This window comes from Nonomuraea cypriaca, assembly GCF_015645445.1.
Taxonomy (GTDB): Bacteria; Actinomycetota; Actinomycetes; order Streptosporangiales; family Streptosporangiaceae; genus Nonomuraea; species Nonomuraea cypriaca.
Map to the genome: position 1 here is coordinate 31915 of NZ_JADOGI010000041.1, position 14985 is coordinate 46899.

The 14985-nt window shown below is 71.3% G+C and carries 13 protein-coding genes; 6 read left to right on the forward strand and 7 right to left on the reverse strand.

Features of this window, described 5'->3' with window-relative positions:
* The first annotated feature begins 85 nt into the window (after positions 1 to 85).
* The 3 genes from ITP53_RS16010 to ITP53_RS16020 all read left to right on the forward strand — a co-directional run bounded on the left by ITP53_RS16010 (position 86) and on the right by ITP53_RS16020 (position 4628).
* Positions 86 to 1678 carry an FAD-dependent oxidoreductase gene (locus ITP53_RS16010; protein WP_195896181.1) on the forward strand — a complete coding sequence of 531 codons (1593 nt, stop codon included), beginning with the start codon at positions 86 to 88 and terminating at the stop codon, positions 1676 to 1678.
* A 23-nt stretch (positions 1679 to 1701) separates the two neighbouring features.
* A complete protein-coding gene (locus tag ITP53_RS16015; RefSeq protein ID WP_195896182.1) occupies positions 1702 to 2922 on the forward strand; it encodes a cytochrome P450 in 1221 nt (406 codons plus the stop codon).
* 119 nt (positions 2923 to 3041) lie between these two features.
* Entirely contained in the window at positions 3042 to 4628 is a 1587-nt protein-coding gene (locus ITP53_RS16020) for a flavin monoamine oxidase family protein (RefSeq protein WP_328814659.1), read from the forward strand.
* Positions 4629 to 4662: 34 nt separating this feature from the next.
* On the opposite strand, the gene ITP53_RS16025 is transcribed toward ITP53_RS16020, so the two are convergent.
* Positions 4663 to 5652, reverse strand: coding sequence for an NAD-dependent epimerase/dehydratase family protein (locus ITP53_RS16025; RefSeq protein ID WP_195896183.1), 990 nt, complete (start codon positions 5650 to 5652; stop codon positions 4663 to 4665).
* A 135-nt stretch (positions 5653 to 5787) separates the two neighbouring features.
* Here ITP53_RS16025 and ITP53_RS16030 point away from each other — a divergent pair, with 135 nt between their 5' ends.
* The 3 genes from ITP53_RS16030 to ITP53_RS16040 all read left to right on the forward strand — a co-directional run bounded on the left by ITP53_RS16030 (position 5788) and on the right by ITP53_RS16040 (position 8160).
* On the forward strand, positions 5788 to 6846 hold the full coding sequence (locus ITP53_RS16030) for an acetamidase/formamidase family protein (protein ID WP_195896184.1): 1059 nt from the start codon (positions 5788 to 5790) through the stop codon (positions 6844 to 6846).
* On the forward strand, positions 6843 to 7025 hold the full coding sequence (locus ITP53_RS16035; RefSeq protein ID WP_195896185.1) for a hypothetical protein: 183 nt from the start codon (positions 6843 to 6845) through the stop codon (positions 7023 to 7025). The genes ITP53_RS16030 and ITP53_RS16035 overlap by 4 nt, the downstream gene beginning before the upstream one ends.
* A 97-nt stretch (positions 7026 to 7122) precedes the next feature.
* Complete coding sequence (locus ITP53_RS16040) at positions 7123 to 8160, forward strand: hypothetical protein (protein ID WP_195896186.1); 1038 nt, start codon at positions 7123 to 7125, stop codon at positions 8158 to 8160.
* A 171-nt stretch (positions 8161 to 8331) separates the two neighbouring features.
* Here ITP53_RS16040 and ITP53_RS16045 read toward each other — a convergent pair whose 3' ends face one another.
* The 6 genes from ITP53_RS16045 to ITP53_RS16070 all read right to left on the reverse strand — a co-directional run bounded on the left by ITP53_RS16045 (position 8332) and on the right by ITP53_RS16070 (position 14983).
* Complete coding sequence (locus ITP53_RS16045) at positions 8332 to 9495, reverse strand: NAD-dependent formate dehydrogenase (protein ID WP_195896187.1); 1164 nt, start codon at positions 9493 to 9495, stop codon at positions 8332 to 8334.
* A gap of 94 nt (positions 9496 to 9589) precedes the next feature.
* Complete coding sequence (locus tag ITP53_RS16050) at positions 9590 to 10552, reverse strand: LysR family transcriptional regulator (protein ID WP_207756013.1); 963 nt, start codon at positions 10550 to 10552, stop codon at positions 9590 to 9592.
* Positions 10553 to 10593: 41 nt separating this feature from the next.
* Positions 10594 to 11214 (reverse strand): hypothetical protein, encoded by a 621-nt coding sequence (locus ITP53_RS16055; protein ID WP_195896188.1) that lies wholly within the window; start codon positions 11212 to 11214, stop codon positions 10594 to 10596.
* Positions 11201 to 12745, reverse strand: a complete 1545-nt coding sequence (locus tag ITP53_RS16060; protein WP_195896189.1) for a vWA domain-containing protein — start codon at positions 12743 to 12745, stop codon at positions 11201 to 11203. Before ITP53_RS16060 ends, ITP53_RS16055 begins: the two co-directional genes overlap by 14 nt.
* Positions 12742 to 13884, reverse strand: coding sequence for a toxic anion resistance protein (locus tag ITP53_RS16065; RefSeq protein ID WP_328814664.1), 1143 nt, complete (start codon positions 13882 to 13884; stop codon positions 12742 to 12744). Before ITP53_RS16065 ends, ITP53_RS16060 begins: the two co-directional genes overlap by 4 nt.
* A 16-nt stretch (positions 13885 to 13900) precedes the next feature.
* Positions 13901 to 14983 (reverse strand): hypothetical protein, encoded by a 1083-nt coding sequence (locus ITP53_RS16070; protein WP_195896190.1) that lies wholly within the window; start codon positions 14981 to 14983, stop codon positions 13901 to 13903.
* Between the last annotated feature and the right edge of the window lie 2 nt (positions 14984 to 14985).

Sequence of the window (14985 nt, forward strand, 5' to 3'; positions counted from 1 at the left end):
GCGCGTAAGGATCGGTGCCGACCGGCTACGGCGCCGCGCGGACGGGGTACGTCGCGGGAGCGTGCTCGCTCGGGGGGAGTGGCTTGTGAGAGTCGTCGTCGATCTGACCCGCTGCCAGGGCTACGGGCAGTGCGTGTTCCTCGCCCCGGACGTCTTCGCCATGCGCGACGAGGCGCTCCTGTACGACCTCGAGCCCGGCGACGCCCACCGCGAGCAGGTCCTGCGGGCGGCGGCGGCCTGCCCGGTCCAGGCCGTTCACCTCGACCGTACGGCCCGGCCCGGCCAGGAGCAGGCCGGGCGGCCGTCCGGCACCAGGTACGACGGCCGCATCGTCATCGTCGGCGCCTCGCTGGCCGGGGCGCGGGCGGCCCAGGTGCTCAGGAGGGAAGGCTTCACCGGGTCGCTCACGGTGATCGGCGACGAGGTCGGCGAACCGTACGACCGGCCCCCCTTGTCCAAGCAGATCCTCACCGGGCAGGTGCCGGCCGGGCACACGATGCTGCCGCGCCTGCGCGACGTCCACGCCGAGTGGTTGCGCGGCACGCGGGCGACGGGACTGGACGTGGCGGCCAAGAAGGTACGCCTGGCCGACGGCCGCGAGATCGGCTTCGACCGGGTCCTGCTGGCCACGGGCACCCGCGCCCGTCCCTGGCCCGACGAGACCGAGGCCGCGCTGAAGGGCGTCCACACGCTGCGCACGGCGGCGGACGCGGCCCGGCTCCGGGAGGACCTGGCCAGCCGCCCGCGCCGGGTGCTGATCCTCGGCGCGGGTTTCACCGGCTGCGAGACCGCCTCCGCCTGCCGCGAGCTGGACCTGCCCGTCACGGTCGTCGAACGCGGCGCCGCCCCGCTCACGAGCGCGCTGGGCGGCGTGATCGGCGACGTGGCCGCGGGGATGCAGCGCGAGCACGGCGTGGACCTGCGGTGCGACACGACCGTCACCTCCCTGGAGGGCGACTCGGACGGACGGCTGCGCCGGGCGCACCTGTCGGACGGGAGCTCGGTGGAGGCGGAGGTGGCCGTCGTGGCGCTCGGCTCGGTCCGCAACGTCGAATGGCTGCTGGACTCCGGGCTGGCCGCCGGAGTGTGGGGCGTGACCTGCGACGCGGGCTGCCGCGTGGTGGACACCAACGGCCTGGTGACCGACGACGTCTTCGTCGCCGGTGACATCGCCCGCTTCCCGCACCCGCTGTACCAGTACCAGTTCATGACGCTGGAGCACTGGGGGAACGCGGTCGCCCAGGCCGAGATAGCCGCCCACAACATGGTGAGCGACCAGGCGCACCGCTGGCCGCACCTGTCGACGCCGGTGTTCTGGTCCAGCCAGTTCGGCGTCAACATCAAGTCCGTGGGGGTGCCCACGTTCGCCGACGAGATCGTCGTCACCCAGGGCTCGATGGCCGAACGCCGCTTCGTCGCCGTCTACGGATACCAGGGGCGCGTCACGGCCGCGATCACCTTCGACCAGGGCATGTGGCTGGAGTTCTACCAGCGTCTCATCGAGCGGGCCGCGCCGTTCCCGCCCTCGTTCCGGCACGTCAACAGGCGCGAGGCGACCGTGCCCGTGCCCGCCAGGGTCCCCGAGCGCGTGCTGCCCACTGCCGGGGCGACCGTCGTGGTGACCGGCCACGACCCGGCGGAACGCCGCGCCTCACTGCTGCACGCGCGGCGGCGATAAGAAAGAGCGAGGAAAGCCAGGCCATGACATCGCAGAGCGTCTTCGAGCGGATCCTCGACCCCGCGCACCGCGCCGACCCCTACCCGCTGTTCGGCGAACTCCGCGAGACCCCGGTGGCACGGCAGGACGACGGCACGTACGTCGTCAGCACGTACCGGGAGATCGTCGCCCTGCTGCACGACCCGCGCGTCAGCTCCGACCGCCGCAACCTCGGCGCGGGATCGGCGGACGACCCCTTCCACGACCGGACGCCCTCCTTCATCGGCCTCGACCCGCCCGAGCACGACCGGTTGCGCCACCTGACCATGCGCCACTTCGGGCCGCCGCACTCGCCGGGCATGATCGACGGACTGCGCCCGCAGATGCTGGCCATCACCACCGAGCTGATCGACGGCATGGCGGGCCGGCGTCGGGCCGACATCGTGGACGAGGTCGCCTACCCGCTGCCGGTCGCGGTGATCTGCCGGCTGCTCGGCGTGCCGCAGGAGGACGAGCCGCGCTTCCACGCGTGGGCCGACCAGGTCATCGAGACGCTCGGGCCGGGTGAGGAGGACCGGGCGGAACGCGAGCGCGCCCGCGAGGCCGCGGTGCTGGAGCTGGAACGCTACCTCGGCGGGCTCACCGACGACCGCCGCCGGCGGCCGGGCGACGACATGATCTCCCGGCTGATCACCTACCAGGGCCCCGATGGGGCGATGACGCGCCAGGACGTGGTCGCCACCGCCGTGCTCCTGCTGATCGCCGGCCACGAGACCACGATCAACCTCATCGCCAACGGCATGCTCACCCTGCTGCGACAGCCGGACCTGCTGGAACGGCTCCGCGACGACCCGGGCCTGGTCATCCCCGCCGTCGAGGAGCTGCTGCGCTACGAGCCGCCCGTGCAGCTCGTGTCCTCGCGGGTCGCCCTCGACGACATCACCCTCGGTGACACGACCATCCCCGCCGGGTCGCCCATCGTCCTGGCCCTGGCCGCGGGCAGCCGCGACCCCTCCCACGTGAGCGATCCAGACCGCTTCGTCCTGGACCGCCCCGGCAACGAGCACCTGGGCTTCGGCGGCGGCGTCCACTACTGCTTCGGCGCGCCGCTGGCCAGGCTGGAAACCCAGATCGCCCTGACCGAGCTCGTCCGCAGGGTCCGTGGTCCGCGGCTCGTCGACGACCCGCCTCCGTACCGGCCGAGCCCCATCCTGAGGGGGCCGCGCCACCTGCTGATCGACTACGACGGCGTCGCCCCGGCCTGACCCTCACCCGCCACCCCGAATGGTGGTGATCGCCCAGAAACCTATTTAGAACAAGGAGTGGGATCACCGGCAACACAGCGTGCTCAGACTCGCCTCTAACAAGATCACGGAGGTGGGTGTTGGGGAACAGCAGACGTGACTTCCTGTCCGCCGTCGGCGTGTCCGGCGGGGCGGGCGCGCTCTTCGCGACCATGGGCGCGCTGGGGCTGGCGCCGTCCGCGGAGGCGTCCGCGAAGGCCGCCTTCGAGCCGCCGGAACCGTCCCACTTCTCGCTCACCGGGCGCTCCGCGAAGAAGGTGGTGATCCTCGGCGCGGGGGTCGCCGGCCTCGCGACGGCGTACGAGCTGGGCAAGGCGGGCTACGACTGCACAATCCTGGAGGCCCTCGACCGGGTCGGCGGGCGGAACTGGACGATCCGCGGCGGCGACCGCCTGACCGAGCTGGACGGCTCCACCCAGGTGGCGCGGTTCCGCGAGGGCGTCTACATGAACGCGGGCCCCGCGCGGCTGGCGCAGTGGATGGTCACCATGGACTACTGCCGCGAACTCGGCGTGGACCTGGAGGTCTTCACCAACTCCAACGCCCAGGCCTACATCTACCACCAGAGCATGCCGGCCCCCGTCCGCTGGCGCACGGCCAAGGCCGACGTGTACGGATACGTCTCGGAGCTGCTGTCACGGGCGACCGACGCCGGCGCGCTGGACGCCGCGCTGACCACGCAGGACAAGGAACGGCTGATCGCCTTCCTGTCGGGGTTCGGGTCGGTGGGCAACAGGGCGAGCGGATTCGCCTACACCGGGGGCTCCCGGCGCGGCTACAGCGTGGACCCGGGCGCGGGCGAGCAGACGGGCACCCCGCTCGGGCCGGTGCCGTCGCTGTCGGAGGTGCTGTCGAGCGGCGTCGGGCAGCGGTTCTCCTTCGAGTTCGGCTACGACCAGGCGATGCTGATGTTCCAGCCGGTCGGCGGCATGGACGCGATCCCGCGGGCCTTCGCCGCCAAGATCGGGCGGCAGCGGATCCGGCTGGGCTCCGTCGTCACCAAGATCACCGACTGGGCGGATGGCGTGGAGGTGGAGTACCGGGACGGCCGTGGGCGTACCCAGAAGATCAGGGCGGATCTGTGCGTCGCCGCGATGCCCCCGCACATCCTCGCCAGGACCCCGCACAACCTGGGCGCGGAGGTCCAGGCCGCCCTTTCCACCCCGAACGTCACCAACTCCGGCAAGATCGGGCTGGAGTACCGCCGCCGCTGGTGGGAGATCGACGAGGACATCTACGGCGGCATCACCAGCACCGACCTCGACCTCGCCACCATCTGGTACCCCTCCCACGGGTACGGCGCCGCCCGCGGCCTGGTCGTCGGCTACTACAACTTCGGCGCCCAGGCCGACGCGTACGCCGCGCTGAAGCACGCCGACCGCGAGCGCCGCGCGGTCGAGCAGGGCATGCGGATCCACGGCGCGAAGTACCGCGACGAGTTGGTGTCGTCGGTGTCCGTCGCCTGGAAGCTTCAGCCGCACATCGAGGGCGCGTGGGTGGGGTGGCCGTCCCGGCAGGGGGCGTACCAGCTGCTCAACAGCCCGGCCGGGCACGTGTACTTCGCGGGTGACTGGCTGAGTCACATGATCGCCTGGCAGTCGGGAGCCCTGGAGTCCGCCCGCAAGGTCGTCACCGAACTCCACCAACGCACCCTCAGCACCGCCTGACGCGGCCCTGTCCTCACATGTCCTGCGGGCGGAGTCAGGAGGCCAGGGAGGCGAGGAGCCCTCGTTCGCGTTCCTCGCTGAGGCCGGCTCGCCTGGCCCGGTCGAGGCCCTGGTCGCGTTCCCAGGCCAGCAGGTCGGCGATCAGCTCGGCGTGGGGACGGTGGCGCAGGCCCGCGGCGCGCGCCGCCTCCCCCGACCGGGCCGACCAGCCCTCCCAGCCGGCTTCGACCAGCCACATCGGCAGCGATTCCGGCCCCATGTACTCGTTGACGCCCTGGTCGAGCAGCCAGGCGGAGTCCGCGCGGACGACCGGCCCCGTGTGGCCGGCGACCGCGCGGCACTGCTCGATCCACTCCCCGAGCGGCAGCACCGGGCCGACCGCGTCGTAGGTGCCGGTGGTCCCGGCCCGCGCGCAGTCGAGCAGCCAGGCCGCCAGGTCCCTGACGTCGATCACCTGCGTGGGCAGGTCCGGGGAGTCCGGGACGAGCATCGGCCCGTACGGGTCGCGCGCCGCGCGTGCCACCCAGTAACCGGAGCGCCCGCTGTGGTCGCCTGGCCCGCCGATGAGCCCGGCCCGCGCGATGAGCAGCCGGTCCCCCACAGCCGCGGCGCAGGCCTGCTCGCAGGCTACCTTCGCCTCGCCGTACAGCTCCCGATCCACCTCGTCGCGATCGGTGGGCGGCAGCAGCGGCGTCGTCTCGTCGGATCCTGGCACGGCGTGGGAGGCGTACGCGTTGCCTGAGGACACGTAGGCCCAGTGGCCCGCCCGCTCCCCCAGGGCCGCCAGCGCGCCGCGGACCATGCCCGGCTGCCACGACACCTCGACGACCGCGTCCCAGTCCTGGTGACGCACCTTCTCGTACGCGTCCGCCGCCCGCCGGTCGGCGGTGACCATGACCGCGCCGTCGGCCGCCTGCCCGCTCTCGCCGCGCGCCAGGCAGGTCACCCTGTCTCCGCGGGCGATCGCCTGCCGCGCCACCTCACGGCCCAGCCAGGCCGTGCCCCCAAGAACGAGAAGATCCATGAACTCACCCAACCAGGGGACCGGCGGGCTCACCAACCGGTGACGGCCGAATCTGCCACAGGCGTAACAGCGCCTTATCATGACAAAACCCGCGCCAGGCCCTTGGCGATCCTCCCCCGCTGGAGAGAGACAGACGTGAGAACCCCCAAGCCCCTCCAGTCCCCCGGACCCGCGCTCGGGACCGCGATACCGTCCGCCACGCCGGGCCACCCGGAGCCCGTCGTGCTCGCGACCACCCAGGAGACCGCGCTCTGGGGCCACTACCCCACCGATCGGGCGCCGGTGCTGACCGTGGACTCCGGGACGGTCGTCAGGATCGATGCCGTCAACCAGGCCGGCGTCTCCGCCGCCGAGGGGCCGGTCGCGTACTTCGAGGCGCTGGGCGTACCGGCGGGCCAGGTGCTGCCCGAACTGGCGGAGATCGCGAAGAACCCCCGACCGGACGGCGCCAGCGGCCACGTCCTCACCGGCCCGATCCACGTGCGGGGCGCCGAGCCGGGAGACGTGCTGGAGATCCGCGTACTGGACGTCTCCCCCCGGGTGCCGTACGGCGTGAACAGCACAGGCCCTGGCAGCGGCGTCTGCGGCGACCTGCTGGACACGGCGTCGACCCGGCTGCTCCGGCTGGACGACACGGGCCGCCACTACGTGTTCGGTCACGGCATCAAGGTGCCGTTCAAGCCGTTCGCCGGCATCATGGCGGTCGCGCCGCCCACGTCGGCCGGCTTCGTCTCCGCGTACCCGCCGGACCGGTGGGGCGGCAACATGGACTTCCGCGACCTGGTCGCCGGCACCACGCTGTACCTGCCGGTATTCCAGCCCGGCGGCGTGTTCTACATCGGCGACACGCACGGCGCGCAGGGCCACGGCGAGGTCGACCAGACCGCGGTCGAGCACTCGATGGCGGTCACCGCGCGGTTCGTCGTCCGCAAGGGCGCGAGCCTGGAGTGGCCGCGCGCGGAGAGCGACGACTACTTCTGGTGCATGGGCATCGACGCCGACCTGGACGTGGCGCTCCAGATCGCCGTCAAGGAGGCGGTCGGCCACCTCGTCGAGGCCGGCGCGGGCAGGCTCACGACCGCCGACGCGTACGCGCTGTGCAGCATCGCGGTCGACTTCGTCGTCGCCGAGGCGGTCGACGGCAACAAGGTCATCGTCGCCTACATCCCCAAATCCCTGCTCGCTACCAGGTGACGGGCCGGCTCGACCCCATCACGGCCGCCGCGCTGATCGGCTCCTTCTTCGGCGCCATCGCCGCCGCCGGCATCGCCGCCTACGAGCGCGGCGGCTCCCCTGAGCAGGTGCTGGCGGCGGGCCGGACGGCCGCCGAGATCGCCGTCTACGGCACGACCGCGATCGACCGGCCCGGCTGACGTCGGGGTTGGAGGTCCAGTTCGGCTACCCGTACATCAGCTGACGATCTGTGTTCACGAACCAGCCGTAGATTCCTCTCCCATGACATTTGATGACATGTCCCTTGTTTCCCGACGCTCCTTGCTCACCGGCGCGTTGTCCGGGGTCGGGATCGCCGCATTGGGCGCGACCACCGCCCAGGCGGCGGCACGGCCGGGCGGGAGAGCGCCGCGCGTGCTGATCGCCACAAATGAGCCGTGGGGCACCTACCACGCGGCGCCCCTGCTGCCCGAAGCCCGGCGCCTGGGGTGGGAGGTCGTGCAGCTGGTGCCCGACCGGTCGCAGGTGAAGCCGGACGATCCGGTCACGGTGGCCACGCCTGACGAGCTCCCGGAGGCCGACCTGCTGGTGGTTACGGGCGCCGGGGACTGGCCCGCCGACTGCGCCGCGCGGTTGCGCCGCCTGCCGCTGGTCGCCGCCTCGCTCGCCTACCAGCTGCCCGAGGAGGCGCCGCGCGCGAAGGAGTTCCGCGGGCGGCTGCGGGCGATCACCGCGTCGTCGCCCGCCGAGGCGAAGGTGTTCGACGACTACCTCGGCACGCGCCGCCCGATCACGGTCGTGGGCACGCCGCAGACCGACGACCTGCCCAGGCACGCCCCGGAGGCGGGCACTGTACTGGTGCTCACCAGCGTGACCAGATCGAGTGACACCGGCGGGTCGGCCCCGGGCACGGAGCTGCTGCTCGCCGCGGCCGAGCGGCTCGCGGCGGACGGCAGGCACATCCTCGTCGGACTGCACCCGCGCGAGGACCGCTCGCTGTGGGAGAAGTACGAGATCAGCGCCGTCCCGTCGGTCCAGGCCTCGGCCCGGGCCGAAGCCGCCATCGGCATCCCCGGCACCGTCTTCCCCATCGTCGCCGCGGTGGGCGTGCCGCTGGTGGGCTGCACGGACCCGAGGTTGCGCATCCCCGACTACCTGCTGAGTGTCTGCACGCACACGATCACTACCGCTGACGACGCGGTGACCGCCGTGGAAACGGCCGAGCCCGTCTCGCGGAAGGTGCTCTACGAGGCGGCCGGCCCGGTGGGCGGCTCCGCCAGGCGCCTGTTCAAGGTGTGGCGGAAGGCCGCCCTCCGGGCCCACGCAGCGGCGTGACGACCGGGCCGGTTCACCATGGTCCGCTGGCGAGCGGGCGATCAGCCGCAGGCGGTCACGTTGTCGACCGACATGTGGTCGCTGTCCGTGTAGGTGATCGAGCCCTGCGGAAGGGACCTGCGTGAGCGGCTCGACCGCACGCGATGGCCTGATCAGCTGCCGAATGACCCTCTAGCGCGCCCGGGTGGTGTAGGAGTGAGCGCCGGCACCTGCCAGCCCGCCGCCGTGGGCGATCAGGTACTCCTCGCGGATCGGCGTGCCCTCCAGCCACGATTCGAGGATCTCTCGGGTGCCGGCGGCGTAGCGGGCCTGGGCCGACAGGGAGGAGCCCGAGATGTGCGGGGTCATGCCGTGGTGCGGCATGCTGCGCCAGGGGTGGTCTGCCGGGGCGGGCTGGGGATACCAGACATCGCCGGCATAGCCGGCGAGCTGCCCGCTCTCCAGGGCGCGGACGATCGCGTCGCGGTCTGCGATCTTGGCGCGGGCGGTGTTGATCAGGTACGCGCCGCGCTTCATCGTGGCGATCAGTTTGTCGTCGAACAGGCCCTCGGTCTGCGGGTGCAGCGGCGCGTTGACGGTCACCACGTCACAGACGGGGACCATGGCGGCGGCGTCCGGATGGAACGTGATGCCAAGTTCCTCCTCGGTCTCGCGCGGCAGGCGGTGCTTGTCGGTGTAGTGCAGGTGCACGTCGAACGGCTTGAGCCGGCGCAGCACGGCCAGCCCGATGCGGCCGGCGGCGACGGTGCCGACATGCATGCCCTCGACGTCATAGGAGCGGGCGACGCTGTCGGCGATGTTCCAGCCGCCGTCCAGCACCGTCTGGTGGCTGGGCAGGTAGTTGCGTACCAGGGAGAGGATCATCATCACGACGTGCTCGGCGACGCTGATGCTGTTGCAGTAGGTGACCTCGGCCACGGTGACGTCGTGGGCGATGGCGGCGTCGAGGTCGACGTGGTCGGAGCCGATGCCGGCGGTGATGGCCAGCTTCAGCTTGGGCGCCCTGGCGATGCGTTCCGCGGTGAGGTAGGCGGGCCAGAACGGCTGGGAGATCACCACGTCGGCGTCGGGCAGCTCGCGGTCGAAGGCCGAGCCGTCGCCGTCCTTGTCGGAGGTGACCACCAGGGTGTGACCGCGCTCTTCCAGGAAGCGACGCAGCCCGAGTTCGCCGGAAACGCTGCCGAGCAGCTGACCGGGGGTGAAGTCGATCGCCTTGGGGCTGGGCAGCGTCTGGCCGCCCGGGTAGCCGGCCAGCTCGGGCAGGCCGTCTCGCGCGTAGGTGGTCGGGTATCCGTTGATTGGGTCGTCGTACAGCACGCACAGCACCTTGGCCATGGTCTCGGCTCCTCGTCGGTAGGGGTGATCCCACTGTCCGCCGACGAATATTCGCAGGTCAAAGCGTTTGTCGCTATCAGCTGATAGGCGGCGTCTATGTCAGGTACTCGCGGGCGAGCCGGTCGAACACCTCGCGCAGGTCGAGATCGCGCGCGATGTCCAGCAGCACCCGCGCCATCATCGGCTCCGGCCCCGTACCGGCCACGACCAGCCCCACCCGCGGCTCTCTTGCGACCCGCTCCAGCCGGACGACCCGCATGCCCTCGGGGACGCCGAACATGTGCAGCCACGCGTGCGCGATCACGCTCGACCAGCGATGGGTCGCGACATGCGCGAACAGGGCCGAGACGGTGTCGGTCTCGATCGCGGGAACGGCCACGGCCCCCGTCTGACGGAAGTTCGCGTCCAGGATGCGCCGGTTGCGCATCTCGGGAGCCAACAGACACAGCGGCAACGCCGCCACCTCCGCCCAGCGCGCCACCCTCCGATCTGCCAGCTCTCCGTCCGAGGGCGTCAGCAGCAGGTAGCGCTCCTCGTACAGCCCATAGGAGCGCACCTCGCCAAGATCCTCCTCATCGTCGAGGTACGTCATCGCCATGTCGATCTCGAACTCGGCCAGCCGCCGGCTGATCTCCCTAGAGGACAGGGACGTCAGCAGGACCCGTACGTGTGGGTACTGCTCGCAGAACGGCGTGGTCAGCAGCGAGGCGGCAGTCAGCGCCGTGGGGATCGCGCCCATGCGCAGCGTGCCCGACAACCCCCCTCGCATCTTCGACAGGTCCTGGCGCAGGGCGTCGGCGTCGGCGAGGATGCGCTGTGCCCACAGCAGCACCCGCTCACCCTCGGGGGTCAGTCCGGCGAACCGCCTGCCCCGCCTCACCAGAGGCACGTCGAGCTCGCGTTCCAGCTTGCGGATCGCCGCCGACAGTGACGGCTGCGAAACGTGACAGGCAGCCGCCGCCCGAGCGAAATGCCGCTCGCGGGCCAGGGCCACCAGATACTCCAACTGGCGTAACAGCACGCCACAGAATGACCCGAGCGCACGTGCCCCGTCCATCCCAGGCTCAGGCCCTCAGCCGCTCCTCGGCGGCTCGGCCTCTAGCCGAGGTCCAGTTCGGAGCGGCCGAACTTGTCCCGCAGGAACCTGCCCTGGTCGCGCAGCGCCTGCTCGTCGCCGCTGTGGATCGCTTCGGCCACCTTGCGCAGCTGGGCGTCGAGCAACGCGAGCTGGGCGAGCAGCTCCTCGTGCGCACTGCGCTCCCGCCCACCGCGGCGGGTGAGGGCATAGCCGCGCGGCAGGTTCGCGTACGCCTCCAGGCTGGCGGGCAGGTAACGGCGGATCGTCTGCGACACCACGTGCAGCTGGTCGGGGGAGGAAGTGAGCTGCTCGGCCCGGTCCAGCACGCCCCTGAGCACCTCGGCCAGTGTGTCCACGGCCGCGTGCACGTCGGCGGGGAACCGCCCGTCGATCCGTTGGAGCAGCGTGTCCAGGTCGGCGCGCAGGGCACGCGTCTCCACCTCGGCGTGAGCGATCGTCAGCCGGACGCGTTCCTGTGGGGCCAGCAGCGCGCCGGCCCCGTACAGCGCGGCCACGACCACCGGCCAGAACGCGCCCGCGAGCCCCAGGAAGTGAGCCACCAGGCCGAGCAGCGCCAGCGAACAGCCGACGATGTTCTTCGTCGAGCCCAGGTAGCGCGGCACGCGTTCACTGATAGCCACGGATCTCCTTGAACACGCCGCTCAACGAGGTCTCGCGGGCGTCGAACACGGCGCCGCCGGTCAGCTCGGCGACCTTGCGCATCTCCTCGGCGTCGCTCTCACCGAACAGCACCACGAACGTCGGCGCCCGCCGCTCCTCCGGCAGCGCCAGATAGCGGGCCTCGAAGGCGGCGAGGTCGGAGCCGTGGGTGTTCTCACCGTCGGTCATGAGCACGATCGAGGTGTAGCGCCCGGACACGACCGGGAGGTCGTAGGCGGTGCCGAGACTGTCGTAGATCGCGGTGCCGCCCTCCGCGCCGAGCCCCTCCGCGAAGCCCTTGATCTCGGCGAGCGCCGGCTCGGGGTCGCGTTCCGGCACGGTGAACGGGACCGGCGTCCCCGGCACGTCGTTGAACGGGATCATCGTGACCGTCTCGCGGTCGCTGAAGCGGGAGAACACGCCGGAGGCGGAAGTGTCGGCGCCGGTCAGGGCGACCAGCGCCTGCCGCAGCGCGTCGATCCGGTCGCCCCGCATCGAGCCGGACGTGTCCAGCACGAACCTGGCCTCGGCCGGGACCCGCGCCCGGTTGAGATAGGTGGCGATCAGCTGGTCCGCGGTGCTGCGCCGGTTCGGGAAGGGCAGCTCGATCAGGTTCCTGCCGCCGAAGCGCGGGTCCTGGGCCACGCCGGGCGTGATCGGCCGCCGGTGGGTGCCGGCCATGATGTCCCGCTGCACGGCCGGTGTGCGCAGCCAGGCGGTGAGCTTGCCGTAGAGGTCCTTCTTGGCCTCGGTGGCGGAGGCGAGCAGCGTGAGCGGGTAGTCGGCGCTGACCACGCCGTCGTCCGGGTAGACGAGCGTGAGCGGTTCGCGCAGGCCCAGCAGGACCGACTCGTAGTTGACCATGCCGTCCACGCGAGGGTCGCGGGCGTAGGCCTCGGCCAGCCAACCCGATGAGCCCGCCGTCAGCCGCTGCGCCGAGAAGAAGTCCTTCAGCCGCGGCGTCACAGACTCGACCTGCTCGGCGCTGAGCGCGCCGTCCGCGTCCGCCAGCGCCGCGGTCACCCCGACGAGGGCGGAGAAGCCGGAGTTGGAGGAGGCGGGATTCGTCATCGCGAAGCTGAACCTCCCGTCCTTGGCCGCCTGCGCGATGTCCGACCACGTGATCGGCCTGCCGGTCCAGCCGAGTTCGCTCGCCTTGGCGGGCTTCAGGCCCAGCACGACCGGAGAAATCATGATTTTGGTCTGGGTGGACAGCCTGGCCCGCGCGCCGTCGATCAGGGACAGGTAGCGGTTGGAGGAGAACCAGATCGCGTCATGCCGGCCGTCGGTGCGGCCGCTCGCGACCTGCTCGGCGCCATCGAGCGTGCCGGTGTAGGTGAGGCGCACCTTGACGCCGGCCTCCGACTCGGCCCGCTGGAGCAGCGGCTCGAGGTCCTTGATCTCGCTGCCCGCCAGCACCCGCAGCACGTCCGGCGCGTCGGCGGGTTCCGCGTCCCGCACGCAGCCCGCCAGGAGGGAGATGAGCAGGAGCAGGAGTACGGCGCGTCTCATCGCGCGCTCTCCTGGGCACGATCCAGGTACGTCTTCGTGTGTCTCAGCTCGGTGGACAGGCTGTCCACGGTGGCCGCCATGCTCTCCACCGCCTGCTCGCGGAACGTGTCGATCGCGTCCATCGTGGCGTAGACGTTGTCGAAAGCCTTGCGCAGCGTGTCCAGGTCCACGGTCGTCGAGGCCGCCTGGTTCTGGATCGCGCCCGCCTGCGTGCGGAGCATCTCGCTGGTGGCCAGGATGAGGTCCCCGGTCGTGGCGTTGAGCGCGGTGATCTGGTCGAGCACCAGCTTCTGGTTCGCCAGCGCCTGCGCGACCGTGACCGCCGTGCGGAGCGCCGCCACCGTGGTCGTGGTGGCGCGGTCCACGCCCTTGCTGAGCTCCAGGTTGTTCCTGCGTACGAGGTCGAGCGCCAAGTAGCCCTGGGCCGACACGGCGAGCTGGGTGAGCAGGTCCTGGTGGCGCTGGCGCACGGTGAACAGGGCATCGGAGCGCAGCGCCGTGGCCCGCTCCTCGTCGGCCGGCGCGATCTGCTCCTCCAGGGCGGCGTCCATGGCCTGGGCCATGACCGCGTACTCCTGCAGCCGGGTCATGACCTCCCACAGGTTCGCCTTCTCGCCCTCGATGGCGGCGTTGTCGCGCAGCAGCTCGTCCTGGCCGGACTTGAGTGCGCGGATGATGTCGTCGATGTGCTTCTGCGCGGAGTGGTACCTGGCGAAGTAGTCGCGCAGCCGGTCGCCGAACGGGATGAGCCCCAGCAGCTTGCGCGGCCCGCTCGCCGCCTGCTTCGGGTCCAGGTCCACGACGGTACGGCGCAGCGCCACCAGCTCGGAGGCGACCCTGCCCTGCGCGTCGGAGCCCTCGCCCCTGGCCGCGTCCAGGGCCGCGACCGGCCGCTTGAGCATGCGGTTGGCCACCTGGGACGCGGACCTGATCTCGGTGTCCCCCATCGAGGAGATGTCGTGCACCTTGCGGGAGAACTCCGGCGAGCGCGCGTCGAGCCCGCTCAGCTCGCCGACGAACTCGTGGGCCTTGGCGGCCAGTTCGGCGGCGCGCTCCTCGGTCATGGGCAGCATGGTGACCGCTGTCTCGGCTGGGACGGGGGTGATCGGCGCGGGCGGCGTGAGCACCAGATCGGACACGTGCGGGATCTCCTTGCTAGGGCCGGGCGGAGTCTATGATGGTGATCAGCTGGTCCAGCCGCTCGTACGTCGGCGGCTCGACGACGTCCACCAGGTCGGCCGCGGCCGGCGCCTTCGTCTTGGCGACGAGGTCGGCGAACGCCTGGGGATCGGTGGTGCGGAAGCCGTACGCGGCCGCCAGAGCCTGCAGCTCCGGGTTCTCGGTGAGCAGCTCGCCGACCCGGGCGCCCGGCTCGGCCAGCGGGACCAGCGTGTGCTTGCTGAGCACGGTCGGCGACGGGTACACCAGCCGCATGTCGGGCTTGATCGCGCCGTTGCCGGCGAAGACGTGCGCGAGATACTGCGCCTCGTAGATCACCAGCATCGGCGTCTTGCCCGCGCCCAGCGCCAGGTAGTCCTCGAACGACGCCTCGCTGGTGGACTCCGAGAAGCCCTGATCGAGTACGGCCGGGGCGACGATCGGGGCGATCCTGCCGATCTGGGTGTCGGAGGTGGGCACATCCTCGCCGTTGGCGACGTAGCCGATGGCCGACAGGTACATGGCGGCGGAGTTGGACGTCCGGATGTCGGTGGTGGTGAGGAGCACCCGCTTGCGAGCCCGGTAAGTCGAATTACCCGGAATTTGGTCCCATCGGGTGCCTTTGGCAACTAAATCCAGATATTTCTTGATATCGAGTGTTTGGTAACCGTCGCCAGAGTCGTGGAGCATGCCCACCTTCGCCAGCAGGTGCGCGATCGGCTCGAACGTGGCCACCGCCATCGGCGAGTAGAACGGCGAGTACGTGGTGGTGGCCCCGCGGTCGCGCTTGATCCGCTCGGCGGCCGGAACGCTGGAGGGGAAGGCGAAGGCGTAGCGGCTCAGGTCGACGTCGGTGATGATCTGCCGTGATCCCGCGGTGTCCACCTCGACCCGCAGTCCGTGCTCGGCGAAGACCGCCTTGACCCGCGGATCGTCGAAGAACGGCTTCTTCTCCGACCCGATGACCCCCCGTACCACGATGGGTTCCGGAGGGTCGTCGGACCCGTTGCCCCAGAGGACCGCCACCACCGCCACCCCGGCGAGAACGACCGCCAGAATGACGCCGATCCACCGCTTCATCG

Bases quoted from the DNA above. Each gene is read 5' to 3' on its own strand.
- ITP53_RS16015 (WP_195896182.1), top strand. From the start codon at position 1,702: ATGACATCGCAGAGCGTCTTCGAGCGGATCCTCGACCCCGCGCACCGC.
- ITP53_RS16025 (WP_195896183.1), bottom strand. From the start codon at position 5,652: ATGGATCTTCTCGTTCTTGGGGGCACGGCCTGGCTGGGCCGTGAGGTG.
- ITP53_RS16040 (WP_195896186.1), top strand. From the start codon at position 7,123: ATGTCCCTTGTTTCCCGACGCTCCTTGCTCACCGGCGCGTTGTCCGGG.
- ITP53_RS16045 (WP_195896187.1), bottom strand. From the start codon at position 9,495: ATGGCCAAGGTGCTGTGCGTGCTGTACGACGACCCAATCAACGGATAC.
- ITP53_RS16050 (WP_207756013.1), bottom strand. From the start codon at position 10,552: ATGGACGGGGCACGTGCGCTCGGGTCATTCTGTGGCGTGCTGTTACGC.
- ITP53_RS16060 (WP_195896189.1), bottom strand. From the start codon at position 12,745: ATGAGACGCGCCGTACTCCTGCTCCTGCTCATCTCCCTCCTGGCGGGC.
- ITP53_RS16070 (WP_195896190.1), bottom strand. From the start codon at position 14,983: ATGAAGCGGTGGATCGGCGTCATTCTGGCGGTCGTTCTCGCCGGGGTG.